Here is a 21,908-nt window from a genome sequence, read left to right as displayed (position 1 = left end):
CCTTATCGGTCGGTGCGGGTACGAATCCTGTCGATCACGAGAATCGGGGCGCCGATCGCCACCGCGACCAGGCACAGGGTCACGAAGGATGAGACGAGCGGCCAGCTGAACGACGGCCCCATGGTCAGCCAGGCAAGCCCGACCAGCGCCAGCGACACCAGGCCGCCGCCAAAGCCGAAGGTCGCGGCGACGACGATCGCCTCCCAGCGGCCGCCCTGCGACCCTGGAACGGGGCCCTGAGGGTCGTTCACCGCCAGCGGCCGAGCTCCATCCAGCGCAGCAGCGGCTTCAGTGGCAGGATCCACACGATTCCCAGCACCAGATAGATGATCAGCTGGACGAGGACGGGCAGCGACCCGATCTCCGCGGAAAAGGTCGCCACCAGCACGATCCACACCAGGATCAGCGTCAGGATGGCCATCATGCCGGCGGGCTTGCGCCAGGTGGGTTCGGGTCCGGTACTCATGTCTCCGGATGCCATAGCATGCCGCGCTCGGTAATGACCGCATGAAGCGGCACGTCCCAGATATCGGTCGGGATCGCCGGCACCTCCTGGACGCTCCACGCGCAGCCGACGCGCCATGCATCGGGAAAGCGGGCAAAGGCGCGGTCATAATAGCCCGCGCCCTGGCCGAGCCGCCCCAGACGCGAATCGAACCCGACCAGCGGCGTCACGATGATGTCGGGGACGACTTCCTCGGCATCTGCACGCGGCTGCTTCAGGCCCATCGGTCCGGGCGCCAGCGGTTCGGTCATGTCCCACAGCAGGAACCGCATCGGGGTGGCGCGGGTCGTGACATGGGGGAGGGCGATGCGACAGCCGCGCTCCGCCGCTGCGGCGGCGAGCAGGGTCGGATCTGCCTCGCTGCCGACCGCAATATAGCTGGTGACGACAAGTCCGGGACGCAGGCGTTCGAGAAAGTCGGGTGGCGCCATTATCCCGCTTTCCGATTCGCTCGCGAAACGGTCGCGTTCGGCGCGAAGGCGCGCCCGGAGTGCCAGCTTGTCGGGAATCATGCGGTCTCCCGTCGGTTCGAGGGTGAGACAGTGCGGTGGCGGGACCGCCCTGGCCGTTTGCCAGAATATCCTCTGACGCCCGTTACGTCAGGTGGGGACCATGTGCCGCAGACCAGGATCTGCACAGGGACAGCCCCCATGGATGATGAATAGCCTCAGGGATAATGCCAAGGCTCGTACCGGGCAGTACCCGCCGCCGACCTATCTAGGCGTCCTCATCGTCTTCCTCAAGGGCCGCGGCGACCGCTTCCAGTCGATCGGCGATCCGGTCGAGAAGAACCGGCGAGACGCCAGTCGATGGATGGCGCTGCGCCTCGTCGAGCAGGTCGGCCAGGATCAGCGCGAGATAGACCAGGGTCTTCTCCGCACTCAGCCCGCCCGAGGCACGCAATGCGGTCGCTGCATGCTTCTCCAGCAGCGATTCGAGATGCCGCAGATGCGGTTCGTCGCCGTCGCGGGCGGCGATGGTATAGCTGCGGCCCGCCACGCTCAGCGTGATCTCGGCCATTACTCGCCATCCCCTTTTTCGCGGGCGATCAGGATGTCGAGCGACTGGACCGCGTCCTCGATCCGATCGCGAAGCCGGGCATGACGCCGGGCGAGTCGTGCATGAGCAAAGGCACGCGACGCGGCTGCCGCCTCGATCCGTTCCAACGCCTTTTCGATGCGGTTCGATACAATGTCCGCCATGACATTTCGCTTACGATCCCCCCGGGGGCGCGGCAACCCGCTATCGTTGCGGGCGGTGACGCTATTCGGCGGAGCGGTTGACGCGCGCGCCCATGCGTCCCAAAGGCGTGCGCGCCAGCTATCCGGGGGAGTTCCAGTGACCGCATCTTTCACCGATTGCGCGAATGCGATCCGAGCGCTTTCGATGGACGCCGTGGAGGCGGCGAACTCGGGACATCCCGGCATGCCGATGGGCATGGCCGATGTCGCGACCGTCCTGTTCCAAGAATATCTGAAGTTCGATCCGACCGATCCGCACTGGGCGGATCGCGACCGTTTCGTGCTGTCGGCCGGTCACGGCTCGATGCTGATCTACTCGCTGCTCCACCTGACCGGCTATGCTCGCCCGACGCTGGAGGATATCCGCACCTTCCGCCAGGTCGGCAGCCCCTGCGCCGGCCACCCCGAGAATTTCGAGCTGCCCGGCATCGAATGCACCACCGGCCCGCTCGGTCAGGGCCTGGCGATGGCGGTCGGCATGGCAGTGGCCGAGCGTCACCTGAACGCAGGCTTCGGCGATGACGTCGTCGACCACCGTACCTGGGTGATCGCCGGCGACGGCTGCCTGATGGAGGGAATCAACCATGAGGCGATCGGCCTTGCCGGTCACCTGAAGCTCGGCCGCCTGATCGTGTTGTGGGACGACAACAAGATCACGATCGACGGATCGGTCTCGCTCTCGTCGAGCGAGGACATTCCGGCGCGCTACACCGCCACCGGCTGGCAGGTCGTCGAATGCGACGGTCATGACGCCGACAGCATCCGCGCCGCCTTCGACGCCGCGATCGCCGACGATCGGCCGACGCTGGTCCGCTGCCGCACGATCATCGGCAAGGGTGCTCCGAACCTTCAGGGCACGTCGAAGACCCATGGCTCGCCGCTGGGCGCCGGCGAGATCGCGGCCGCTCGCGAGACATTGGGCTGGGACCATGCCCCGTTCGAGATTCCCGAGGACATCCGCCAGGCGTGGCTGGATGCAGGCAAGCGCAATGTTCAGGGCCATGCCGACTGGTCGGCACGGCTGGCCGGCCATGCCGACCGCGCTGAGTTCGAGCGTCGCATGGCGGGCGACCTGCCGGCCGACTTCTCGCTCGACGATTATATCGCCGGCCTGCTCGCGGCGCCGCAAAAGGTCGCGACCCGCAAGGCGAGCGAGATGGTGCTTGACGCGATCAACGCGCAGATCCCCGAGACCGTCGGCGGCTCGGCCGACCTGACCGGATCGAACAACACCAAGACCAAGCAGACCGGCCCGCTGACCGCGGAGGATTATTCGGGCCGCTACGTCTATTACGGCATTCGCGAGTTCGGCATGGCCGCGGCGATGAACGGCATGGCGCTGCACGGCGGCGTCATTCCCTATGGCGGCACCTTCCTTGTCTTCTCCGACTATGCCCGTCCGGCGATCCGCCTGTCGGCGCTTCAGCAGACCCGCGTCGTCTATGTCATGACGCATGATTCGATCGGCCTGGGCGAGGACGGCCCGACGCACCAGCCGATCGAGCATGTCATGAGCCTGCGCGCGATGCCGAACCTCGAAGTGTGGCGCCCGTGCGACGTCATCGAGACTGCCGAGGCCTGGGCCGAAGCGCTCGCGACCAAGGCGACGCCGTCGCTGCTGGCGCTGACCCGGCAGAACCTGCCGCAGCTGCGCGAGCAGGCTGGCAACCTGTCGGCCAGGGGCGCCTATCGCCTCCGCGCCGCGCAGGCCGATCGCAAGGTCGTGCTGCTCGCGACCGGATCGGAAGTCGAGATTGCGGTCGAGGTGCGCGACGCCCTTGAAGCGCAGGGCATCGGTGCCGATGTGGTGTCCATGCCATGCTGGGAGCGGTTCGATGCGCAGGACGCCGCCTATCGCGCCGACCTGATCCCGGCGGACGCGCTGAAGGTCTCGATCGAGGCCGGCACGACCTTTGGCTGGGAGCGCTATGTCGGGACTGACGGCCTCAGCTTCGGCATCGACCGGTTCGGCGCCTCGGGCCCGGCGCCCCGGCTGTACGAGCTGTTCGGCCTGACCGCCGCGGCGATCGTGCCGCAGATCACAGAGAAACTGAACTAAGCAGGAGAAGCTGGGACATGACGAAGGTTGCGATCAACGGGTTCGGACGTATCGGCCGTCTGGTGGCGCGCGCCATTCTCGAGCGTGCCGACAGCGGTCTGGAACTGGTGACGATCAACGACCTGGCCGACGCCAAGTCGAACGCCTGGCTCTTCTCGCGCGACAGCGTCCACGGCAAATATCCGGGCACGGTCGAGGCGGACGGCAACGACCTGGTCATCGACGGCAAGCGCATCAAGGTGACTGCCGAGCGCGATCCGGCCAACCTGCCGCACGCGGAGAACGGCGTCGACCTGGTGCTGGAATGCACCGGCTTCTTCACCGACCGCGCCAGCGCCCAGAAGCATATCGATGCCGGCGCCAAGAAGGTGCTGATCTCGGCACCGGGCAAGAATGTCGACCTGACCGTCGTGTACGGCGTCAATCACGACAAGCTGGAGGCCGGCCACACGATCGTGTCGAACGCCAGCTGCACTACCAACTGCCTGGCGCCGGTCGCCAAGGTGCTGAACGACAGCGTCGGCATCGAGCGCGGCCTGATGACCACGGTCCACGCCTATACCAACGATCAGAAGATCCTCGACCAGATCCACCCGGACCTGCGTCGTGCCCGCGCCGCGGCGATGAACATCATCCCGACCACCACCGGCGCCGCCCGCGCCGTGGGCGAGGTTCTACCCGAGCTGAAGGGCAAGCTGGACGGCTCGGCGATCCGCGTGCCCGTGCCGGACGGCAGCCTTGTCGATCTGACCTTCACGCCGAAGCGCGACACGACCAAGGAAGAGATCAACTCGATCCTGAAGGCTGCGTCCGAGAGCGGCCCGCTGAAGGGCGTGCTGGTCTATTCGGACGAGCCTTTGGTCTCGATCGACATCGTCCACACCCCGGCATCGTCGACCGTCGACAGCCTGGAGACGGCGGTGATCGACGGCAAGCTGGTCCGCGTCGTCAGCTGGTACGACAATGAATGGGGCTTCTCGAACCGCATGGTCGATACCGCATCTGCGATGGCCAAGCTGGGGTGACCGGCACGCTCGCCGGCATCGCCCGCCATCAACGGAAGCGGGGACCGATCGAGACGATCGAATCGGTCAGGGTGACGGTCGAGCAGGGGATCGAGGGCTGCTATCGCGGGCCCTTGAAACCCGGTGGCAGGAACCGCCGCCAAGTCACCGTGATGGAAGCGGAAGACTGGGCGGCGGCCCTGGCCGAAGCGGGCGCCGACCTGCCCTGGTGGCAGCGGCGGGCGAACCTGCTGGTCGAGGGCGTCGACCTGCCCCAGACGGACGGGGCACGGATCCTGATCGGCGATGACGTGGTGCTTCGCGTCACCGTCGAATGCGATCCGTGTGTCCGGATGGACGAACTTCATGACGGGCTGCAGGCTGCGCTTCGGCCCGATTGGCGCGGCGGCGCCTGTGCGCGTGTCGTCACGGGCGGCGACATCAGGATCGGTGACAAGGTCAGGATCGAATTATGAGCCGTAATTTCAAGACGCTGGACGACATGGGTGAGATTGCGGGACAGCGCGTGCTGGTCCGCGAGGATCTGAACGTGCCGATGGCGGACGGGCAAGTCACCGACGACACAAGGCTGCGCGCCGCGGTACAGACGGTCGCCGAACTCGCCGATCGCGGTGCGAAGGTCGTGGTGCTCGCGCATTTCGGCCGGCCCAAGGGCCAGCGCAATCCCGAGATGAGCCTGGCGCTGGTGACCAAGCCGTTCGAGCAAGTGCTCGGCCGCCCGGTCCGCTTCATCGACGATCAGGACGCCGCAGACAGCATCGCCAAGATGGCCGATGGCGAGGTCGGCATCCTCGAAAATACCCGCTTCGATCCGGGCGAGGAGAAGAATGCGCCCGAGACCGTTGAACGTCTCGCGGCGCTCGGCGACCTCTATGTCAACGACGCCTTTTCGGCGGCGCACCGCGCCCATGCCTCGACCGAGGGCCTGGCACACAAGCTGCCCGCCTTTGCCGGCCGTCAGATGGAGGCCGAACTCGATGCGCTCGACAAGGCGCTGGGCAATCCCGAACATCCGGTCGCCGCAGTCGTCGGCGGTGCCAAGGTCTCGACCAAGCTCGACGTGCTCAAGCATCTGGTGGCGCAGGTCGATCACCTGATCATCGGCGGCGGCATGGCCAACACCTTCCTCGCCGCGCGCGGCGTCGATGTCGGCAAGAGCCTGTGCGAGCACGACCTGACCGGCACGGCCGAGGCGATCCTCGACGCGGCCGATGCGGCCAACTGCACCGTCCATCTTCCCTATGACGTGGTCGTGGCGAAGGAGTTCAAGGCGAACCCGGAGACGCGCACCGTCAACGTCCATGAAGTCGCGGCGGACGAGATGATCCTCGACATCGGCCCGGCGGCGACCGAGGCGCTGGCCGATGTGCTCAAGACCTGCCGGACGCTGGTGTGGAATGGGCCGCTCGGCGCGTTCGAGACGCCGCCGTTCGACACCGCGACCATGTCGCTTGCCCGCACGGCAGCAGCGCTGACGCGTGAAGGTTCGCTCGTGTCGGTCGCTGGCGGCGGCGACACCGTCGCTGCCCTCAATCAGGCCGGCGTTTCCGGCGACATGACCTTCATCTCGACCGCGGGCGGCGCCTTTCTGGAATGGATGGAAGGCAAGGAGCTGCCGGGCGTCGCGGCGCTGACACGATGAGCGCGCAGGTGGTCGGCCTGTTCGAGACCCCGGTGGTCATCGATGAGGTGCCGAACGCCGAAGCGCTCAATGCGGTGCTCAAGCCCACGATCCTCGATCGCCGGGCTGCGTCGCGCGGGGTGACCATCTCGAATATCGGCGGGTGGCAGTCCGAACATGACATGGTGCAATGGGGCGGCGATGCGCTGGACGCGGTCGTGCGCCATGTAATCGCGCTCGCTGATGCTCACTGCGTTGACATCGTGTCCCCGGCGGCGCCCCGGCACCGCTGGGGTACGGACATCTGGGCCAATGTCTCCCCGCCGCATGCCTCGAACCAGATGCATACCCATCCCGGAGCATTCTGGTCCGCGGTCTATTATGTAGACGATGGCTCGGACGGGAGCGGACCGGCCAAGGGCGGCGAACTGACCATCGAGGATCCGCGCATGCCAATGATCCTTATGACGATGCCCAATCTCCGGTTCCGGCGACCCGATGGTGCGCCGCACGAACCTCAGCTCGGGCTGCGGCCGAAAAGCGGACGCGTGATCCTGTTTCCCGGATGGCTCAATCACGGCGTGATGCCGCACGGTGGTCCGGGCGAACGCATCTCGATCGCGATTAATCTTCACCCTTTTCCCGGCGGTCAAGGCGCCGGCTGAGCCCCCGGGTCGAGCGAGATCTAGACCTTATTTCGCTGCAGGTGCGAACGTCACCGTTGTCAGCCTTTTCGCCTGCGAAACGGGAGGATAGGGACCGGTCCATCCGACCGAATCAGGGGATCCCAATGAGCATCACGCCCGTCGTCAAGGCCATTCTCGACAATTACGAGTCCGACAACCCGGGCGTGAAGGCGAACCTCGCCCGCATCCTGATGCAGGGGCGGCTGGGCGGCACCGGCAAGCTGATTATCCTGCCGGTCGACCAGGGCTTCGAACATGGCCCGGCGCGCAGCTTCGCGGTCAACCCGCCGGCCTATGACCCGCATTATCATTTCCAGCTCGCGATTGACGCAGGGCTCAGCGCCTATGCCGCGCCGCTCGGCATGCTCGAAGCCGGGGCAGGGACCTTTGCCGGCCAGATCCCGACCATCCTCAAGGTCAACAGCTCGAACAGCTGGGCCAGCGGCGCCAACCAGGCGGTGACCGGCGGGGTCGATGACGCGCTGCGCCTCGGCTGCTCGGCGATCGGCTTCACCATCTATCCGGGCAGCGACGACGTCTTCGACATGATGGAGGAGATCCGCGAACTGTCGGCCCAGGCCAAGTCGGTTGGTATCGCCACCGTCATCTGGTCCTATCCGCGCGGCGGCATCCTGCCCAAGTCGGGCGAGCTTGCGCTCGACGTCGGCGCCTATGCCGCGCACATGGCGGCGCTGCTCGGTGCGCACATCATCAAGGTGAAGCTGCCCAGCGACCATATCGAGCAGAAGGACGCGCAGAAGTCCTATGAGGGCACCGACTGGTCGAAGCAATCGGACCGCGTGCGCCACGTCGTCCAGTCCTGCTTCGCCGGGCGCCGCATCGTCGTCTTCTCCGGCGGCGCTGCCAAGGGCACCGACGCGGTCTATCAGGACGCGATCGACATCCGCGACGGCGGCGGCAACGGTTCGATCATCGGCCGCAACACCTTCCAGCGCGAGCGCGGCGAGGCAATGGCGATGCTCGACAAGCTCGTCCGCATCTACAAGGGCGAGGAATAATGGTATCGCGCCGCCCGGTGCTCGCCGGCCTTGCGCTGACGGTGCTGGGCGGCCCATCCTGGGCCGGGGAGATCGCGGGGATGGATGACACCGAACGCTATGGCCTGATCGGCAAGATGAAGGCCCAGCCGGGCAAGCGTGCCGAGCTGATCGCGATCCTCAGCAAGGGTACCCGCTCGATGCCCGGCTGCCAGGCCTATCTCATCGCCGAGGATGTGAAGGATGCCGACGGCATCTGGATCACCGAAGTGTGGGAAACGAAGCAGCATCACGCGGACTCGCTGAAGCTGCCCGAAGTCCAGGCGGCGATCGCCGAAGGGCGGCCGATGATCGCCGGCTTCGAGAGCCAGATCGAGACCCGTCCGATCGTAGGCTGATCCTGTTGTACGATCGTATAACTGCCTAGCCGAGCGTCTGACGCACCATCGCGCGGAGCGTCTGCGCGTCGGGAATCGCGGCGGTGTCGATGTCGTTGTTGAAATAGACCCAGACCGGTCGGCCGCTTCGGGCTTCGCCGGCGATCCAGTCGGCCCAGTCCCGCAGCACCGCGTCGCGGTAGCGGCCTTGATATTTCCCGCCGCCGCCATGGAAGCGCAGATAGGCCAGCGGCCCGGTGGCCAGCCGCGGACTTTCCAGCCCCGGCATGTCATGCACGCAGAACCCCGCCGAATAGCGGTCGAGCAGCTCGAAGACGGCGTCGCAATACCAGCTGGCGTCGCGAAACTCGAAGACCGCTCGCACGTCCTGGGGCAGCAGGCCGAGAAACGCTTCGAGCCGCTCCAGATTGACCCGAAACCGCGGCGGCAGCTGGAACAGCAACGGTCCCAGCGCGTCACCGAGGTGACGAACCGGCGCCATCATCCGCGCCAGCGGTTCCTCGCAATCCTTCAGCTTCTTCGCCAGGGTCAGGAACCGGTTGGCCTTCACCGCATAGCAGAACCCCTCCGGTGCCTGCTCGCGCCAGGCATCGAGCGTCTCCGCCTTGGGCAGGCGGTAGAAGCTGTTGTTGATCTCGACCGTGTCGAACTGCTCGGCATAATAGTCGAACCAGCGCTTCATCGGCAGCGTCTCGGGATAGAAGCTGCCGCGCCAGTGGCGATAATTCCAGCCGGAACAGCCGATGCGGACGGGAGCGGGAAGGGGCGGTTTCATCCGATCTCCGACGGTGCGAACCAAGGTCGGGGCTCAACGCAGTCGGGGCAGGAAGGATCGGCCCCTTGCGTCGATTTGCGATGCGGGCGATTGGGGCGGGATGATCGACGATGACGATGCTCCCGAATTCACCCCAGAGATCGCGGCCGAGTTCGCCGCCACTTTCAAGCGCGACGATCGCCGGCCGCCGTGCCAGCTCTATCTGATCTCTCCGCAGGACGTGACCGGCGGGTTCGATGAGCGACTGAAGCGTGCGCTTGGGGCGGGGCCGGTGGCTGCGTTCCAGTTCCGGGTGAAGGGCGTTGACCAGCATGAGGCGGCACGCCTGGCCGAGCCGCTGCGGCGGATCTGCGCCGACCATCAGGTCGCGTTCATCGTCAATGACAGCATGTCACTGGCCAAGCGTCTGGGCGCTGATGGCGTTCATCTGGGGCAGGGCGATGGCGATCCGCGTGAGGCGCGGGCGATGCTGGGGCCGGAGGCGCAGATCGGCGTGACCTGTCACGACAGCCGCCACCTGGCGATGGAAGCGGGTGAGGCGGGCGCCGATTATGTCGCGTTCGGCGCCTTCTACCCGACAACGACCAAGGACGTGCAGCATCGCCCCGAGCCGGCGATCCTGTCGTGGTGGACCACCTTGTTCGAAATCCCCTGCGTCGCGATCGGCGGCATCACCCCGGACAATGCCGTGCCGCTGATCGCGGCGGGGGCCGACTTCCTTGCGGTCGCGAATTCCGTCTGGGGCGGCGACGAGGAAAAGGCGGTCAGGGCGTTCGCCGAGTTGCTGGGATGATCCGCGCCGGATAGAATCGGTCGCAAGGTCGTTGTGCAGGTGAACCGATCCCTGCCGGAGCCTGTGCCGATGTCTCACCCGCGCTGTTCCACCCGGATCCGCCCGTGAAGGCGAGCACGCTGATCACCGCGATTGGTGCAGGCGGGCTGGTCATCATGGCAGCCTCGATGATCCGGATCGTGCCCGCCGAAACGCCCGCGGCACAGCCGACGCCGCATCCCTCGCCGGCGACGGCTTCCGCGAGCGCGGCGCCCGCGCGATCGGGCGCGCAGCCTGCGGGCGCGGCCTCGCTCACCGTTCCGGTGTCGGGGGTGGAGCGGTCGCAGATCACCGACAATTATGGCGACCCGCGCGGCGACGGGACGCGGGCGCATGAAGGGTGCGACGTGATGGCACCCGGCGGCACGCCCGTCGTCGCGGCGGCCGACGGGCAGGTCGAGAAGCTGTTCTTTTCCGAAGGCGGCGGCGGGATCAGCCTGTACGTCCGCTCGCCCGATCGCCTGTGGAGCTATTATTACGCCCATCTCCAGGGCTACGCACCCGGACTTCAGGAAGGGAAATGGGTGCGTGCCGGCGATGTGGTCGGCTATGTCGGCGATACCGGCAATGCCGGCGCCGGCAATTTCCATCTGCACTTCGGCGTTTCGCGGATGACCCCCGAGCAACGCTGGTCGCAGGGCGAGCCGGTCAACCCCTGTCCGATGCTGATGCTTGCCCCGGGCGGCGCGGGAAGCTAAAGGGCCGCCTCGCTCTTTCTCAAGCTACAGGCACGATCCCATGAAGATCAGCGGCGTGGACATCCGTCCCGGCAATATCATCGAATATGAAGGCGGCATCTGGCGTGCGGTCAAGATCCAGCACACCCAGCCCGGCAAGGGCGGCGCCTATATGCAGGTCGAGCTGAAGAACCTGCGCGACGGCCGCAAGAACAATGTCCGCTTCCGCTCCGCCGAAACGGTCGAGCGCGTGCGCCTCGACACCAAGGACTTCCAATTCCTGTTCGCCGACGGCGATGTCCTGACCTTCATGGACAAGGAAACCTACGACCAGATCACGCTGCCGCGCGACCTGCTCGGTGATGCTGCGGCGTTCCTGCAGGACGGCATGGACGTGGTGATGGAGCTGTATGACGAGGATCCGATCAACGTGCAGCTGCCCGACACGATCGAAGCGACGATCGTCGAGGCCGATGCCGTGGTGAAGGGCCAGACCGCTTCGTCCAGCTACAAGCCCGCGCTGCTCGAGAATGGCGTGCGCGTGATGGTGCCGCCGCATATCGCCAGCGGTACCCGTATCGTCGTCGACGTCTACGAACAGACCTACGTCCGCCGCGCGGACTGATTGACCGTCGGGGCGGGCCATGGTGCTCGCCCCTGCGGCGTTTCGTCCGCGCCGAGCGGGCGGCCACCCCAGCGCTTCCCAGGGGAAGCGGGAGACTATCCTTGGTTTCGCATTCCGGCATCATCACCGTCATCGAACGCGCCTGCCGCAAGGCCGGCCCGCGGCTGCGGCGTGACTTCAACGAGGTCCAGCACCTCCAGGTGAGCCGCAAGGGTCCCGCCGACTTCGTGTCGATCGCCGACAAGCGCGCCGAAGACACGATGATCGAGGAACTCCAGAAGGCGCGTCCCGACTGGGGCTTCCTGGTCGAGGAGCGCGGCGAGATCGCCGGCGATCCCGACAAGCCGCGCTGGATCATCGATCCGCTCGACGGCACCAGCAACTTCCTTCACGGCATCCCGCATTTCGCGATCTCGGTCGCGGTCGAGGATCCGCACGGGGCGCAGGGCAAGCCCGAGATCACTCACGGCTATATCTATCAGCCGCTGACCGACGAGAGCTTCTGGGCCGAAAAGGGCCGCGGCGCCTGGCTGCAGGACCAGCGGCTGCGCGTGTCGTCGCGCCGCCATCTCGACGAGGCGCTGATCGCGACCGGCATCCCGTTCCTGGGCCATGGCAATTTCGCCCAGTGGAGCCGCATTTTCGGTGCGGTCGCGCCGGAAGTCGCGGGCATCCGCCGGCTGGGCTCGGCCGCGCTCGACTTGGCCTGGGTCGCAGCGGGGCGGTTCGACGGCTTCTGGGAAGCCGATCTGAAGCCGTGGGACGTCGCGGCCGGCATGCTGCTGATCAAGGAAGCCGGCGGCTTCGTCACCGATTTCCGCGGCCAGGACATGGCGATGCAGCGCAACCAGTTCCTGGCGGCGAACGACGCCCTCCATTCCAAGCTGCACAAGCTGGTCGCCAACGCGCTGCGCTGAGGCGGCGGCGGGGGGCTGCCTACTGTCGGTGCGCTTCAGGGCCGCTGCATGAACACCCGGCGCTGGCTCGGCCAGCGCCGGGTTTTTCGTGGTCATGGCAGGGCGGGGCTATCGGGATGGAGCCCAGCGACGCGGGGCGCGACGTCTCGCGAGAGCCCAAAGGGCTTTCGCGGCTGGGCTCCGGCCTCCGCCGGAACGCGGCATGGTGCGCCGGGGACGCTTGCCGGAGACACCGATGGACTGTGTTTGCCCGAGGCACCGACCAGCTGGATCCTAACCTGTCCATAGTTGCGAGTCATTCTCATGGCTGCAGGCGTTGCGTCCCGGGGTTCAGAGTCCTAAAGCCGCCTCAGATTCCGCACTCGCGAGAAGAGACATTGATCGACCTTTCGCAATATCTGCCGATCCTGCTGTTCCTCGGCATTGCGCTCGTGCTTTCCAGCGCGTTCGTGTTCCTGCCGATGGTGGTCAGCCGGCTCACCGGCTCGCACAAGCCGACCCCGGAGAAGCTCACCGAATATGAGTGCGGCTTCCCCGCGTTCGAGGATTCGCGCAGTCAGTTCGACGTGCGCTTCTACCTCGTCGCGATCCTCTTCATCATCTTCGACCTCGAAGCTGCCTTCCTGTTTCCGTGGGCGGTGTCGGTGTTCGATCTGGGCTGGGTCGCCTGGATCTCGATGATGGTCTTCATCGCCGAGCTGACGCTCGGCCTCGTTTACGCCTGGAAAGTGGGAGCCCTAGATTGGGAGTAGATCTGACGCAGGCACCGCCTCCGGGCACGCTTCCGGATGTCGGCTTCCTCAACGACATCAACGCCGAGCTCAATGACAAGGGCTTCCTGGTCACCTCGACCGAGGAGCTGTTCCAGTGGGCGCGTACCGGCTCTTTGTGGTGGATGACGTTCGGCCTCGCCTGCTGCGCGGTCGAGATGATCCACGTCAACATGCCGCGCTACGACATGGAGCGCTTCGGTGCCGCACCGCGCGCGTCGCCGCGCCAGTCGGACGTGATGATCGTCGCCGGCACGCTGTGCAACAAGATGGCACCGGCGCTGCGCCGCGTGTACGACCAGATGTCCGAGCCGAAATATGTCGTCTCGATGGGGTCGTGCGCCAATGGCGGCGGCTATTATCATTATAGCTACAGCGTCGTTCGCGGTTGCGACCGGATCGTTCCGGTGGACATCTATGTCCCCGGCTGTCCGCCGACTGCCGAGGCGCTGCTGTACGGCATCATGCAGCTGCAGCGGAAGATCCGCCGCTCGGGGACGATCGAACGGTGAAGGCACCCGCACCCAGATACGCCGCCAATGACGGCGTGATCGACGCGGCGAAGGCTGCGCTCGGCGACATGCTGGTCGACACGCTCGATGCGGTCGGCGAAGTGACGCTCACGGTCGACCGGCCCCGGCTGGTGGAGGCGATGATCGCGCTGCGCGACACGCCGGGCCTGGAATATCAGCAGTGCATGGAAATCGCCGGGGTCGATTATCTCGACCGCGAAGAGCGGTTCGACGTGTGCTACATGCTGCTCAGCCTCACCCGCAACCACCGCATCCGCGTCCGCGTCATTACCGATGACGTGAAGCCGGTTCCGTCGGTAACGGGAATCTGGCCGGTCGCCGGCTGGCTCGAGCGCGAAGTGTACGACATGTACGGCGTGCTCTTCTCGGGCAATACCGACCTGCGCCGCATCCTGACCGACTACGGGTTCCAGGGGCATCCGCAGCGCAAGGACTTCCCGCTGACCGGGTTCGTCGAGCTGCGCTATTCGGAAGAAGCGAAGCGCGTGGTCTATGAGCCGGTCAAGCTGGCGCAGGACTTCCGCAATTTCGACTTCATGAGCCCGTGGGAAGGCGCCGCCTATATCCTGCCGGGCGACGAGAAGGCTGCCGGGACGGGGCCGGGCGATACGCCGCAGGGCAAGCCTGCGCCTGCGCCGACCCCCGCCGCACCGCCGCCGCCGCCCGTTCCCCAGGAAAAGGGTGCGCCGACGCCGGTGACCGCCGACGATGTGGTCAAGGCCGATGAAGCCGCAACCAAGGATGTCGAACCGAGCGCGAAGACGGCCAAGACCGACGACAGTCCGGCCGATACCGGCGAGGGCAAGGCTGAGCCGAAGCCGAAGCGCAGCAGGAAGCCCAAGGATCCCGACGTGGTTCCGACCAAGGGCAAGGGCCAGAACCAATGACCGATACCGTTCAGGGCATGATGGAACGTGGTGGACCGGAGAATCCGCCCACCGACGTCGAGATCCAGAACTACACGATCAACTTCGGCCCGCAGCATCCCGCGGCGCACGGCGTGCTGCGTCTGGTGATGGAGCTGGACGGCGAGATCGTCGAGCGGCTCGATCCGCATGTCGGCCTGCTGCATCGCGGCACCGAGAAGCTGATCGAGTACAAGACCTATCAGCAGGCGCTGCCCTATTTCGACCGGCTCGACTATTGCTCGCCGCTGGCGATGGAGCACAGCTATGTGCTGGCGGTCGAGAAGCTGCTCGACCTGGAAGTGCCGCTGCGCGCCCAGTATCTGCGCGTGTTCTTCGCCGAGCTGACCCGCATCTGCAATCACATGCTGAACCTCGGTTCGCATGTGATGGACGTCGGCGCGATGACGCCGAACCTGTGGATGTTCGAGATCCGCGAGGACTGCCTCAACTTCTTCGAGCGCGCCTCGGGCGCCCGCATGCACGCGAATTATTTCCGCGTCGGCGGCGTCCATCAGGACGTGCCGCTGAAGCTGCTGACCGATATCGGCGAATGGCTGGACACCCGCCTGCCGCAGCTGTTCGGCGACGCCATCAGCCTGGTGGCCGAGAACCGCATCTTCAAGCAGCGCAACGTCGACATCGCGGTCGTCAGCCGCGAGGATTCGATCAAATGGGGCTTTTCGGGCCCGATGATCCGCGGCGCGGGCATCCCCTGGGATATCCGCAAGTCGCAGCCCTATGACGTGTACGACCGGATGGAGTTCGACGTTCCCGTCGGCACCCGCGGCGATTGCTATGACCGGTTCATGGTGCGCGTCGAGGAAGTCTATCAGTCCGCGCGGATCATGAAGCAGTGCCTGGCGCAGATGCCCGAAGGCCCGGTCATGACGCTCGACCGCAAGGTCGGCCCGCCCAAGCGCGGCGAGATGAAACAGTCGATGGAAGCGCTGATCCATCACTTCAAGCTCTATTCGGAAGGCTATCACGTCCCCGCGGGCGAGGTATATGTCGCGACCGAGAGCCCGAAGGGCGAGTTCGGCGTGTATCTGGTCAGCGACGGCACCAACAAGCCGTATCGCTGCAAGATCCGTCCGACGGCGTTCAGCCACCTCCAGGCGATGGACTTCATGTCGCGCGGCCACATGCTTGCCGACACCACTGCCATCCTGGGTGCGCTCGACATCGTGTTCGGGGAGTGCGACCGGTGAGCGAGGCGCGCATCGCGACGGCGACGGCCATGATCGAGCGCTACAATGCGCAGGATCCCGATGGCTATGTCGCGCTGATGACCGATGGCGCGTGCGAGGCGACCTATCGCGGCGCGGTGCTGCGCGAGGGGCGTGAAGGCGTCCGCTCTGGCCTGGCCGACATGTTCGCCCAGTTTCCGGAGAACCGGGCCGAGATCCTCGGCTCCTATGCCCTGGGCGAGACGGTGGTCCTGCACGAGCGTGTGTCGCGCTCGGCCGATGCCGAGCCGTTCGAGGTGATGTCGATCTATTCTTTCACCGACGACAAGGTCGATCGGGTGGAGTTCATTCGCTGATGGCTGAGAAACCCCCTCTTCTCGATACGCCGGAGCTTCGCGAGCGCTGGGGTGCGTTCGCCTGGACCGCGGAGAATGCGGCCAAGGCTCAGGAAATCCTGGCACGCTATCCGGCAGGCCGGCAGCAGTCCTGCTCGATCCCGTTCCTCGACCTGGCGCAGCGCCAGGTGGGTGCGGAGACGCAGACCCAGGGCTGGCTGCCGATTCCGGTGATGGAGTTCGTCGCCGCGGAACTGGGCATGCCCTATATCCGCGTGCTGGAAGTCGCGAGCTTCTACACGATGTTCAACCTGCACCCGGTCGGTCGCTTCCATGTCCAGGTGTGCGGCACGACGCCGTGCTGGCTGCGCGGGTCGGACGATGTGTTCGAGGCGTGCAAGGCGCGTGGGCTGAAGAAGGGCCACACGACCGAGGACGGGCTGTTCACGCTGACCGAGGTCGAGTGCATGGGCAATTGCTCGTCGGCACCGATGGTCCAGATCAACGACGACAATTACGAGGATCTGACCTACGATCGCACGCTCGCGATCCTCGACGCGCTGGCGAAGGGCGAGACGCCCAAGGCCGGCACGCAGGAGCCGGGTCGCCATACGGTCGAGCCGGTGGGCGGTCCCACCACGCTGACCGCGATGGTCGACGCGAACCACGACTATCGGACGGAGTGGTAGGATGAACGCCGAGAACAAGAACCTGATCGTCACGGTCCTGGCCATCATCGGTGGCCTGGTAGTGCTGGGCTGGGTGCTGCGGGTGACGTTCGCGCTGATCGGCCCGCTGCTGCTGATTGCGGTCGCGGTCGGCATCTATCTGCTGTTCGTGAAGAAGGGGCCTGGTCGATGAACCCGGTCTGGATCGCACTGGCGGTCGTCTTCATCGGATCCCTTGTCGCGATCTTCGCCGGGATCACTGCCAGGAAGGGCAAGAACTAATGCTGGCGGACAAGGACCGCATCTTCACCAATCTGTACGGCTATCAGCCCTGGGGGCTGAAGGCCGCGATGGGGCGTGGCGACTGGGATCAGACCAAGGCGCTGCTGGAGATCGGCAACGACACGATCATCGACCGGATCAAGGCGTCGGGCCTGCGCGGCCGCGGCGGCGCCGGCTTCCCGACGGGCATGAAGTGGAGCTTCATGCCGAAGGAGCCGCGTCCCGATCGTCCGAACTTCCTGGTGATCAATGCCGACGAGTCCGAGCCGGGTTCGTGCAAGGACCGCGAGATCATCCGTCACGATCCGCACAAGCTGATCGAGGGCGCGCTGGTCGCCGGCTTCGCGATGCGCGCGCGCGCCGCCTATATCTATATCCGCGGCGAATATATCCGCGAGGCCGAGACGCTGTTCGCGGCGGTCAAGGAAGCCTATGACGCCGGCCTGATCGGCAAGAACGCCTGCAAGTCGGGCTATGACTTCGACGTGTTCGTCCACCGCGGCGCCGGCGCCTATATCTGCGGCGAAGAGACCGCGATGCTGGAAAGCCTCGAGGGCAAGAAGGGCCAGCCGCGACTGAAGCCGCCATTCCCGGCGGGTGCGGGCCTGTATGGCTGCCCGACGACGGTCAACAATGTCGAATCGATCGCGGTCGTGCCGACGATCCTGCGCCGTTCGCCCGAATGGTTCGCCAGCTTCGGCGCGGAGAACAACAAGGGCACCAAGCTCTTCCAGATCTCGGGCCATGTCGAGAAGCCGTGCGTGGTCGAGGAGGCCATGTCGATCCCGTTCCGCGAGCTGATCGAGAAGCATTGCGGCGGCATCCGCGGCGGCTGGGACAATCTGCTGGCGGTGATCCCCGGCGGATCGTCGGTGCCGCTGGTGCCGGCCGAGCAGATCATGGACTGTCCGATGGACTTCGACGGCCTGCGCGGCGTCGGGTCGGGCCTGGGCACCGCGGCGATCATCGTCATGGACAAGTCCACCGACATCGTGAAGGCGATCAGCCGGATCAGCTATTTCTACAAGCATGAGAGCTGCGGCCAGTGCACGCCGTGCCGCGAGGGCACCGGCTGGATGTGGCGCGTGATGGAGCGGCTGCGCACCGGCGACGCCGACATCAGCGAGATCGACACGCTGTTCCAGGTGACCAAGCAGGTCGAGGGCCACACCATCTGCGCGCTGGGCGACGCGGCCGCATGGCCGATCCAGGGCCTGATCCGTCATTTCCGTCCCGAACTGGAGCGCCGCATCGTCGAGCGCAACGGCGGCGGCGACACCGCATTCCAAGAGGCGGCAGAGTAATGCCAAAGCTTAAAGTCGACGGTATCGAAGTCGAGGTCCCCGCCGGCGCCACCGTGCTCCAGGCCTGCGAGGCCGCGGGCAAGGAAATTCCGCGCTTCTGCTATCACGAGCGGCTGTCGATCGCCGGCAATTGCCGCATGTGCCTGGTCGAGGTGAAGCCCGGACCGCCCAAACCGCAGGCAAGCTGCGCGCTGCCCGCCGCTGACAATCAGGAAGTCCGCACCGACAGCGCGATGGTCAAGGCCGCGCGCGAAGGCGTGATGGAATTCCTGCTGATCAATCACCCGCTTGACTGCCCGATCTGCGACCAGGGCGGCGAGTGCGACCTGCAGGACCAGTCGGTCGCCTATGGCCGCGGCCATTCGCGCTACACCGAAAACAAGCGTGCGGTGACCGAGAAGTATATGGGTCCGATCGTGAAGACGGTCATGACCCGGTGCATCCAGTGCACCCGCTGCGTGCGCTTCGCCGAGGAAGTCGCCGGCGTGGAAGAGATCGGTGCGATCTATCGCGGCGAGGACATGCAGATCACCTCCTATCTCGAAAAGGCGGTGACCAGTGAGCTTTCGGGCAATGTCGTCGACCTGTGCCCGGTCGGTGCGCTCACCTCGAAGCCCTATGCGTTTGAGGCGCGTCCGTGGGAGCTGAAGAAGACGCTGTCGATCGACGTCAGCGACGCGGTCGGCACCAATATCCGCCTCGACAGCCGCGGCCGCGCCGTGCTGCGCGCGCTGCCGCGCATCAACGAGGACGTCAACGAGGAATGGGCGCACGACAAGACGCGCCACCATGTCGACGGCCTGTCGCGCCGCCGCCTGGACAAGCCCTATGTCCGCAAGGACGGCAAGCTGGTCGAGGCAAGCTGGGACGAGGCGTTCGAAGCGATCGCGGCGGTGGCGAAGACCGTCGGCGCGAGCGTCGCGGCGATCGCCGGTGACCTGGTCGATTGCGAGACGATGTACGCCGCCAAGGCGCTGGTGGCGTCGATGGGCTCGACCCTGCTCGAAGGCCGCCAGACCGGCATGGCCTATGACACCAGCAATCTGGGCGCGGTCGCGTTCAACACGACGATCGCAGGCATCGAGGATGCCGATGCGATCCTGCTGGTGGGCAGCAACCTGCGCTGGGAAGCGCCGCTGGTGAACACCCGCGTGCGCAAGGCGATCAAGAAGGGCGCGCGCGTCTTCGCGATCGGGCCCGAGACCGACCTGACCTACAAGGTCGAATGGCTGGGCAACGATCTCGGCCTGCTGGGCAAGCTGCCCGACCGTGCGGCCGAGGCGATCGACGCGGCGAAGAAGCCGGTGCTGATCGTCGGCCCGGGCGCGCTGAAGGACGGCCACGGCCCGACGCTGGCGATGGCCGAGGGCTTCATGCGCGACGCGGCCGAGACCGAGGCGGCGTGGAACGGCTATAATGTCGTTCACCTGGCCGCGGCGCGGATGGGCGGGCTGATGCTCGGCTATGCGCAGAAGGGCGGCATTGCCGACATCGTTGCAGCGTCGCCGAAGCTCGCCTTCTTCCTGGGCGCCGACGAAGTCGATTTCAGCGCCTTCGCCGGCAGCTTCAAGGTCTATATCGGCCATCACGGCGATGCCGGCGCACACCATGCCGACGTCATCCTGCCGGGTGCGACCTATGCCGAGAAGCCGGGCACCTATGTGAACCTGGAAGGCCGGGTGCAGCGCGCCGATCGCGCCGTCTATGCCCCGGGCGATGCCCGCGAGGACTGGACGATCCTGCGCGCGCTGTCCGACAAGATCGGCCGGACGCTGCCGTTCGACAGCCTGGTCGAGCTGCGCGCGGCGATGGCGTCCGACGTTCCCGAACTGGGGCAGGAGGGTCTTGTCCGTTACGACTGGGCGCCGCCCAGCCTGGCGAGCTCGGCCAGCGGCGAGGTCGCCTATCCGGTCAAGGACTTCTATCTCACCAACGCCATCTGCCGTGCGAGCCCGACGATGCAGCGCTGCTCGGCTGAACTGATCCACGGCGAAGACTTTGCGGAGGCGGCGGAGTGACCGCGTTTTTTGAATGGCTCGGACTTCCGTTCGAGGCGGCCTGGCTGATCGCGACGATCGCGGGCATCCTGCTGATCGCACTGCCGCTGATGCTGGCGGTGGCGATGATCATCTATGCCGATCGCAAGATCTGGGCGGCGATGGCGCTGCGCCGCGGCCCGAACGTGGTCGGTCCGCTCGGCCTGCTCCAGTCCTTCGCCGACGGCCTGAAGGTGTTCCTGCAGGAAACGATCATCCCGTCGGGCGCCAATCGCGGGCTGTTCATCCTGGCTCCGATCATCACCTTCACGGTCGCGCTGATCGTCTGGGCGGTGGTGCCGTTCCAGGCGGGCGTGATGTTGTCGAACATCAATGTCGGCCTGCTCTACGTGCTCGCGGCCTCGTCGCTCGGCGTGTACGGCATCATCCTGGCCGGCTGGGCGTCGAACTCGAAATATCCCTTCTACTCGGCGATCCGCGCCGCGGCGCAGATGGTCAGCTATGAAGTCTCGATCGGCTTCGTCCTGATCGCGATCGTGCTGTGGTCGGGCAGTTTCAACCTGTCGGTCATCGTCGGTCAGCAGCAGGGCCATGTGCTCGGCTTCCTCAACGGTTTCGGGTTCAACCCGCTGCTGTTCCCGATGGCGGTGGTGTTCTTCATCTCGTCGCTGGCCGAGACGCAGCGCGCCCCGTTCGACCTGACCGAGGCCGAGTCCGAGCTCGTCGCCGGCTATCAGACCGAATATTCGTCGATGTCGTTCGCGCTCTACTGGCTGGGCGAATATGCAAACGTCATCCTGATGTGCACGCTGAACGCGACGCTGTTCTGGGGTGGCTACCTGCCGCCGTTCGACTGGGCGCCGCTCTATTACGTGCCGGGCATCCTCTGGCTGTTCGCAAAGATCCTGTTCTTCTTCTTCTGCTTCAGCTGGGTGAAGGCCACCGTCCCGCGCTACCGCTATGACCAGCTGATGCGGCTGGGCTGGAAGATCTTCCTCCCTCTGTCGCTGTTCTTCGTGTTCCTCGTTTCCGGGTACCTCATGGCCACCCGGGTTGGATTTGCCGCATGAGTATCGCCCAGACCATCCGGTCGTTCACGCTGTGGGAGTTCGTCAAGGCGCATGCCCTTACGCTGAAGTATTTCTTCAAGCCCAAGGCGACGATCAACTATCCGTACGAGAAGAACCCGATCTCGCCCCGCTTCCGCGGCGAGCATGCGCTGCGCCGCTATCCCAATGGCGAAGAGCGCTGCATCGCGTGCAAGCTGTGCGAGGCGGTGTGTCCGGCGCTGGCGATCACGATCGAGGCCGAGCCGCGCGACGACGGCAGCCGCCGCACGACGCGCTACGACATCGACATGACCAAGTGCATCTATTGCGGCCTGTGCCAGGAGGCATGCCCGGTGGATGCGATCGTCGAGGGACCGAATTTCGAATTCGCGACCGAAACCCGTGAGGAGCTGATCTATCAGAAGGACAAGCTGCTCGCGAACGGCGACCGCTGGGAGCGCGCAATCGCCGCGAACCTTGCCGCCGATGCACCGTACCGTTAAGCGCACGCCAATT

28 protein-coding genes are annotated in these 21,908 nt (G+C 65.8%); 22 read left to right on the top strand and 6 right to left on the bottom strand.

Going from position 1 to position 21,908, the window contains the following annotated elements; translation table 11 throughout:
- Nucleotides 1–2: 2 nt before the first annotated feature.
- The 5 genes from ACZ1H8_RS21110 to ACZ1H8_RS21090 all read right to left on the bottom strand — a co-directional run bounded on the left by ACZ1H8_RS21110 (nt 3) and on the right by ACZ1H8_RS21090 (nt 1,707).
- Entirely contained in the window at nt 3–251 is a 249-nt protein-coding gene (locus tag ACZ1H8_RS21110) for a hypothetical protein (protein WP_465179195.1), read from the bottom strand.
- Complete coding sequence (locus tag ACZ1H8_RS21105; RefSeq protein WP_465179194.1) at nt 248–466, bottom strand: DUF2842 domain-containing protein; 219 nt, start codon at nt 464–466, stop codon at nt 248–250. The genes ACZ1H8_RS21110 and ACZ1H8_RS21105 overlap by 4 nt, the downstream gene beginning before the upstream one ends.
- Nucleotides 463–1,017 (bottom strand): 5-formyltetrahydrofolate cyclo-ligase, encoded by a 555-nt coding sequence (locus ACZ1H8_RS21100; RefSeq protein ID WP_465179193.1) that lies wholly within the window; start codon nt 1,015–1,017, stop codon nt 463–465. The genes ACZ1H8_RS21105 and ACZ1H8_RS21100 overlap by 4 nt, the downstream gene beginning before the upstream one ends.
- A gap of 205 nt (nt 1,018–1,222) precedes the next feature.
- Nucleotides 1,223–1,525, bottom strand: coding sequence for a cell division protein ZapA (locus ACZ1H8_RS21095; RefSeq protein WP_465179192.1), 303 nt, complete (start codon nt 1,523–1,525; stop codon nt 1,223–1,225).
- The gene (locus tag ACZ1H8_RS21090; RefSeq protein ID WP_465179191.1) at nt 1,525–1,707 is read right to left on the bottom strand and encodes a hypothetical protein; all 183 of its coding nucleotides are present in this window, start codon (nt 1,705–1,707) and stop codon (nt 1,525–1,527) included. The genes ACZ1H8_RS21095 and ACZ1H8_RS21090 overlap by 1 nt, the downstream gene beginning before the upstream one ends.
- A gap of 184 nt (nt 1,708–1,891) precedes the next feature.
- On the opposite strand from ACZ1H8_RS21090, the gene tkt reads away from it, so the two are divergent.
- From tkt to ACZ1H8_RS21055, 7 genes are all read left to right on the top strand, one after another.
- Nucleotides 1,892–3,805, top strand: coding sequence for a transketolase (gene tkt, locus ACZ1H8_RS21085; protein WP_465181444.1), 1,914 nt, complete (start codon nt 1,892–1,894; stop codon nt 3,803–3,805).
- 17 nt (nt 3,806–3,822) lie between these two features.
- Complete coding sequence (gene gap / locus ACZ1H8_RS21080; protein ID WP_465179190.1) at nt 3,823–4,830, top strand: type I glyceraldehyde-3-phosphate dehydrogenase; 1,008 nt, start codon at nt 3,823–3,825, stop codon at nt 4,828–4,830.
- Nucleotides 4,827–5,285, top strand: a complete 459-nt coding sequence (locus ACZ1H8_RS21075) for an MOSC domain-containing protein (protein WP_465179189.1) — start codon at nt 4,827–4,829, stop codon at nt 5,283–5,285. Before gap ends, ACZ1H8_RS21075 begins: the two co-directional genes overlap by 4 nt.
- Complete coding sequence (locus ACZ1H8_RS21070) at nt 5,282–6,472, top strand: phosphoglycerate kinase (protein ID WP_465179188.1); 1,191 nt, start codon at nt 5,282–5,284, stop codon at nt 6,470–6,472. Before ACZ1H8_RS21075 ends, ACZ1H8_RS21070 begins: the two co-directional genes overlap by 4 nt.
- The gene (locus tag ACZ1H8_RS21065) at nt 6,469–7,116 is read left to right on the top strand and encodes a TIGR02466 family protein (protein WP_465179187.1); all 648 of its coding nucleotides are present in this window, start codon (nt 6,469–6,471) and stop codon (nt 7,114–7,116) included. The genes ACZ1H8_RS21070 and ACZ1H8_RS21065 overlap by 4 nt, the downstream gene beginning before the upstream one ends.
- A gap of 125 nt (nt 7,117–7,241) precedes the next feature.
- Nucleotides 7,242–8,156, top strand: coding sequence for a class I fructose-bisphosphate aldolase (locus ACZ1H8_RS21060; RefSeq protein ID WP_465179186.1), 915 nt, complete (start codon nt 7,242–7,244; stop codon nt 8,154–8,156).
- A complete protein-coding gene (locus tag ACZ1H8_RS21055; RefSeq protein ID WP_465179184.1) occupies nt 8,156–8,533 on the top strand; it encodes a putative quinol monooxygenase in 378 nt (125 codons plus the stop codon). The genes ACZ1H8_RS21060 and ACZ1H8_RS21055 overlap by 1 nt, the downstream gene beginning before the upstream one ends.
- A 25-nt stretch (nt 8,534–8,558) precedes the next feature.
- On the opposite strand, the gene ACZ1H8_RS21050 is transcribed toward ACZ1H8_RS21055, so the two are convergent.
- Nucleotides 8,559–9,308, bottom strand: coding sequence for a DUF72 domain-containing protein (locus tag ACZ1H8_RS21050; protein WP_465179183.1), 750 nt, complete (start codon nt 9,306–9,308; stop codon nt 8,559–8,561).
- A 100-nt stretch (nt 9,309–9,408) separates the two neighbouring features.
- Here ACZ1H8_RS21050 and thiE point away from each other — a divergent pair, with 100 nt between their 5' ends.
- The 15 genes from thiE to nuoI all read left to right on the top strand — a co-directional run bounded on the left by thiE (nt 9,409) and on the right by nuoI (nt 21,895).
- Nucleotides 9,409–10,101: a thiamine phosphate synthase gene (gene thiE / locus ACZ1H8_RS21045; protein WP_465179182.1), complete on the top strand. Its 693-nt coding sequence runs from the start codon at nt 9,409–9,411 to the stop codon at nt 10,099–10,101.
- 104 nt (nt 10,102–10,205) lie between these two features.
- Nucleotides 10,206–10,838, top strand: coding sequence for a M23 family metallopeptidase (locus ACZ1H8_RS21040; RefSeq protein ID WP_465179181.1), 633 nt, complete (start codon nt 10,206–10,208; stop codon nt 10,836–10,838).
- Nucleotides 10,839–10,878: 40 nt separating this feature from the next.
- Entirely contained in the window at nt 10,879–11,442 is a 564-nt protein-coding gene (efp, locus tag ACZ1H8_RS21035; protein WP_465179180.1) for an elongation factor P, read from the top strand.
- 101 nt (nt 11,443–11,543) lie between these two features.
- Nucleotides 11,544–12,359 carry an inositol monophosphatase family protein gene (locus ACZ1H8_RS21030; protein ID WP_465179179.1) on the top strand — a complete coding sequence of 272 codons (816 nt, stop codon included), beginning with the start codon at nt 11,544–11,546 and terminating at the stop codon, nt 12,357–12,359.
- A gap of 377 nt (nt 12,360–12,736) precedes the next feature.
- A complete protein-coding gene (locus ACZ1H8_RS21025) occupies nt 12,737–13,111 on the top strand; it encodes an NADH-quinone oxidoreductase subunit A (protein ID WP_465179178.1) in 375 nt (124 codons plus the stop codon).
- On the top strand, nt 13,102–13,641 hold the full coding sequence (locus tag ACZ1H8_RS21020) for a NuoB/complex I 20 kDa subunit family protein (protein WP_346245986.1): 540 nt from the start codon (nt 13,102–13,104) through the stop codon (nt 13,639–13,641). The genes ACZ1H8_RS21025 and ACZ1H8_RS21020 overlap by 10 nt, the downstream gene beginning before the upstream one ends.
- Nucleotides 13,638–14,549: an NADH-quinone oxidoreductase subunit C gene (locus tag ACZ1H8_RS21015; RefSeq protein WP_465179177.1), complete on the top strand. Its 912-nt coding sequence runs from the start codon at nt 13,638–13,640 to the stop codon at nt 14,547–14,549. The genes ACZ1H8_RS21020 and ACZ1H8_RS21015 overlap by 4 nt, the downstream gene beginning before the upstream one ends.
- 17 nt (nt 14,550–14,566) lie before the next feature.
- On the top strand, nt 14,567–15,778 hold the full coding sequence (locus ACZ1H8_RS21010; protein ID WP_465181443.1) for an NADH-quinone oxidoreductase subunit D: 1,212 nt from the start codon (nt 14,567–14,569) through the stop codon (nt 15,776–15,778).
- Nucleotides 15,775–16,113, top strand: a complete 339-nt coding sequence (locus ACZ1H8_RS21005; RefSeq protein ID WP_465179176.1) for a nuclear transport factor 2 family protein — start codon at nt 15,775–15,777, stop codon at nt 16,111–16,113. The genes ACZ1H8_RS21010 and ACZ1H8_RS21005 overlap by 4 nt, the downstream gene beginning before the upstream one ends.
- Complete coding sequence (locus tag ACZ1H8_RS21000) at nt 16,113–16,781, top strand: complex I 24 kDa subunit family protein (RefSeq protein WP_465179175.1); 669 nt, start codon at nt 16,113–16,115, stop codon at nt 16,779–16,781. Before ACZ1H8_RS21005 ends, ACZ1H8_RS21000 begins: the two co-directional genes overlap by 1 nt.
- Nucleotide 16,782: 1 nt before the next feature.
- Entirely contained in the window at nt 16,783–16,953 is a 171-nt protein-coding gene (locus ACZ1H8_RS20995; protein WP_465179174.1) for a hypothetical protein, read from the top strand.
- Nucleotides 16,954–17,041: 88 nt separating this feature from the next.
- Nucleotides 17,042–18,346: an NADH-quinone oxidoreductase subunit NuoF gene (nuoF, locus tag ACZ1H8_RS20990; protein ID WP_465179172.1), complete on the top strand. Its 1,305-nt coding sequence runs from the start codon at nt 17,042–17,044 to the stop codon at nt 18,344–18,346.
- Nucleotides 18,346–20,364, top strand: a complete 2,019-nt coding sequence (gene nuoG, locus ACZ1H8_RS20985; RefSeq protein WP_465179171.1) for an NADH-quinone oxidoreductase subunit NuoG — start codon at nt 18,346–18,348, stop codon at nt 20,362–20,364. Before nuoF ends, nuoG begins: the two co-directional genes overlap by 1 nt.
- Nucleotides 20,361–21,413 carry an NADH-quinone oxidoreductase subunit NuoH gene (gene nuoH / locus ACZ1H8_RS20980; protein ID WP_465179169.1) on the top strand — a complete coding sequence of 351 codons (1,053 nt, stop codon included), beginning with the start codon at nt 20,361–20,363 and terminating at the stop codon, nt 21,411–21,413. Before nuoG ends, nuoH begins: the two co-directional genes overlap by 4 nt.
- A complete protein-coding gene (gene nuoI, locus ACZ1H8_RS20975) occupies nt 21,410–21,895 on the top strand; it encodes an NADH-quinone oxidoreductase subunit NuoI (RefSeq protein ID WP_346245995.1) in 486 nt (161 codons plus the stop codon). Before nuoH ends, nuoI begins: the two co-directional genes overlap by 4 nt.
- The last annotated feature ends 13 nt before the right edge of the window (nt 21,896–21,908 follow it).

It is taken from the genome of Sphingomonas sp. BL-S-25 (genome assembly GCF_055521555.1).
This window is presented reverse-complemented; position numbering and strand designations above follow the sequence as displayed.

Excerpts from the sequence above, each read along its gene's own strand:
- ACZ1H8_RS21105 (WP_465179194.1), bottom strand. The coding sequence starts at position 466 with ATGAGTACCGGACCCGAACCCACCTGGCGCAAGCCCGCCGGCATGATG.
- ACZ1H8_RS21100 (WP_465179193.1), bottom strand. The coding sequence starts at position 1,017 with ATGATTCCCGACAAGCTGGCACTCCGGGCGCGCCTTCGCGCCGAACGC.
- ACZ1H8_RS21095 (WP_465179192.1), bottom strand. The coding sequence starts at position 1,525 with ATGGCCGAGATCACGCTGAGCGTGGCGGGCCGCAGCTATACCATCGCC.
- ACZ1H8_RS21090 (WP_465179191.1), bottom strand. The coding sequence starts at position 1,707 with ATGGCGGACATTGTATCGAACCGCATCGAAAAGGCGTTGGAACGGATC.
- tkt (WP_465181444.1), top strand. The coding sequence starts at position 1,892 with ATGGACGCCGTGGAGGCGGCGAACTCGGGACATCCCGGCATGCCGATG.
- gap (WP_465179190.1), top strand. The coding sequence starts at position 3,823 with ATGACGAAGGTTGCGATCAACGGGTTCGGACGTATCGGCCGTCTGGTG.
- ACZ1H8_RS21070 (WP_465179188.1), top strand. The coding sequence starts at position 5,282 with ATGAGCCGTAATTTCAAGACGCTGGACGACATGGGTGAGATTGCGGGA.
- ACZ1H8_RS21065 (WP_465179187.1), top strand. The coding sequence starts at position 6,469 with ATGAGCGCGCAGGTGGTCGGCCTGTTCGAGACCCCGGTGGTCATCGAT.
- ACZ1H8_RS21060 (WP_465179186.1), top strand. The coding sequence starts at position 7,242 with ATGAGCATCACGCCCGTCGTCAAGGCCATTCTCGACAATTACGAGTCC.
- ACZ1H8_RS21055 (WP_465179184.1), top strand. The coding sequence starts at position 8,156 with ATGGTATCGCGCCGCCCGGTGCTCGCCGGCCTTGCGCTGACGGTGCTG.
- ACZ1H8_RS21050 (WP_465179183.1), bottom strand. The coding sequence starts at position 9,308 with ATGAAACCGCCCCTTCCCGCTCCCGTCCGCATCGGCTGTTCCGGCTGG.
- thiE (WP_465179182.1), top strand. The coding sequence starts at position 9,409 with ATGATCGACGATGACGATGCTCCCGAATTCACCCCAGAGATCGCGGCC.
- efp (WP_465179180.1), top strand. The coding sequence starts at position 10,879 with ATGAAGATCAGCGGCGTGGACATCCGTCCCGGCAATATCATCGAATAT.
- ACZ1H8_RS21010 (WP_465181443.1), top strand. The coding sequence starts at position 14,567 with ATGATGGAACGTGGTGGACCGGAGAATCCGCCCACCGACGTCGAGATC.
- ACZ1H8_RS21000 (WP_465179175.1), top strand. The coding sequence starts at position 16,113 with ATGGCTGAGAAACCCCCTCTTCTCGATACGCCGGAGCTTCGCGAGCGC.
- ACZ1H8_RS20995 (WP_465179174.1), top strand. The coding sequence starts at position 16,783 with ATGAACGCCGAGAACAAGAACCTGATCGTCACGGTCCTGGCCATCATC.
- nuoF (WP_465179172.1), top strand. The coding sequence starts at position 17,042 with ATGCTGGCGGACAAGGACCGCATCTTCACCAATCTGTACGGCTATCAG.
- nuoG (WP_465179171.1), top strand. The coding sequence starts at position 18,346 with ATGCCAAAGCTTAAAGTCGACGGTATCGAAGTCGAGGTCCCCGCCGGC.
- nuoI (WP_346245995.1), top strand. The coding sequence starts at position 21,410 with ATGAGTATCGCCCAGACCATCCGGTCGTTCACGCTGTGGGAGTTCGTC.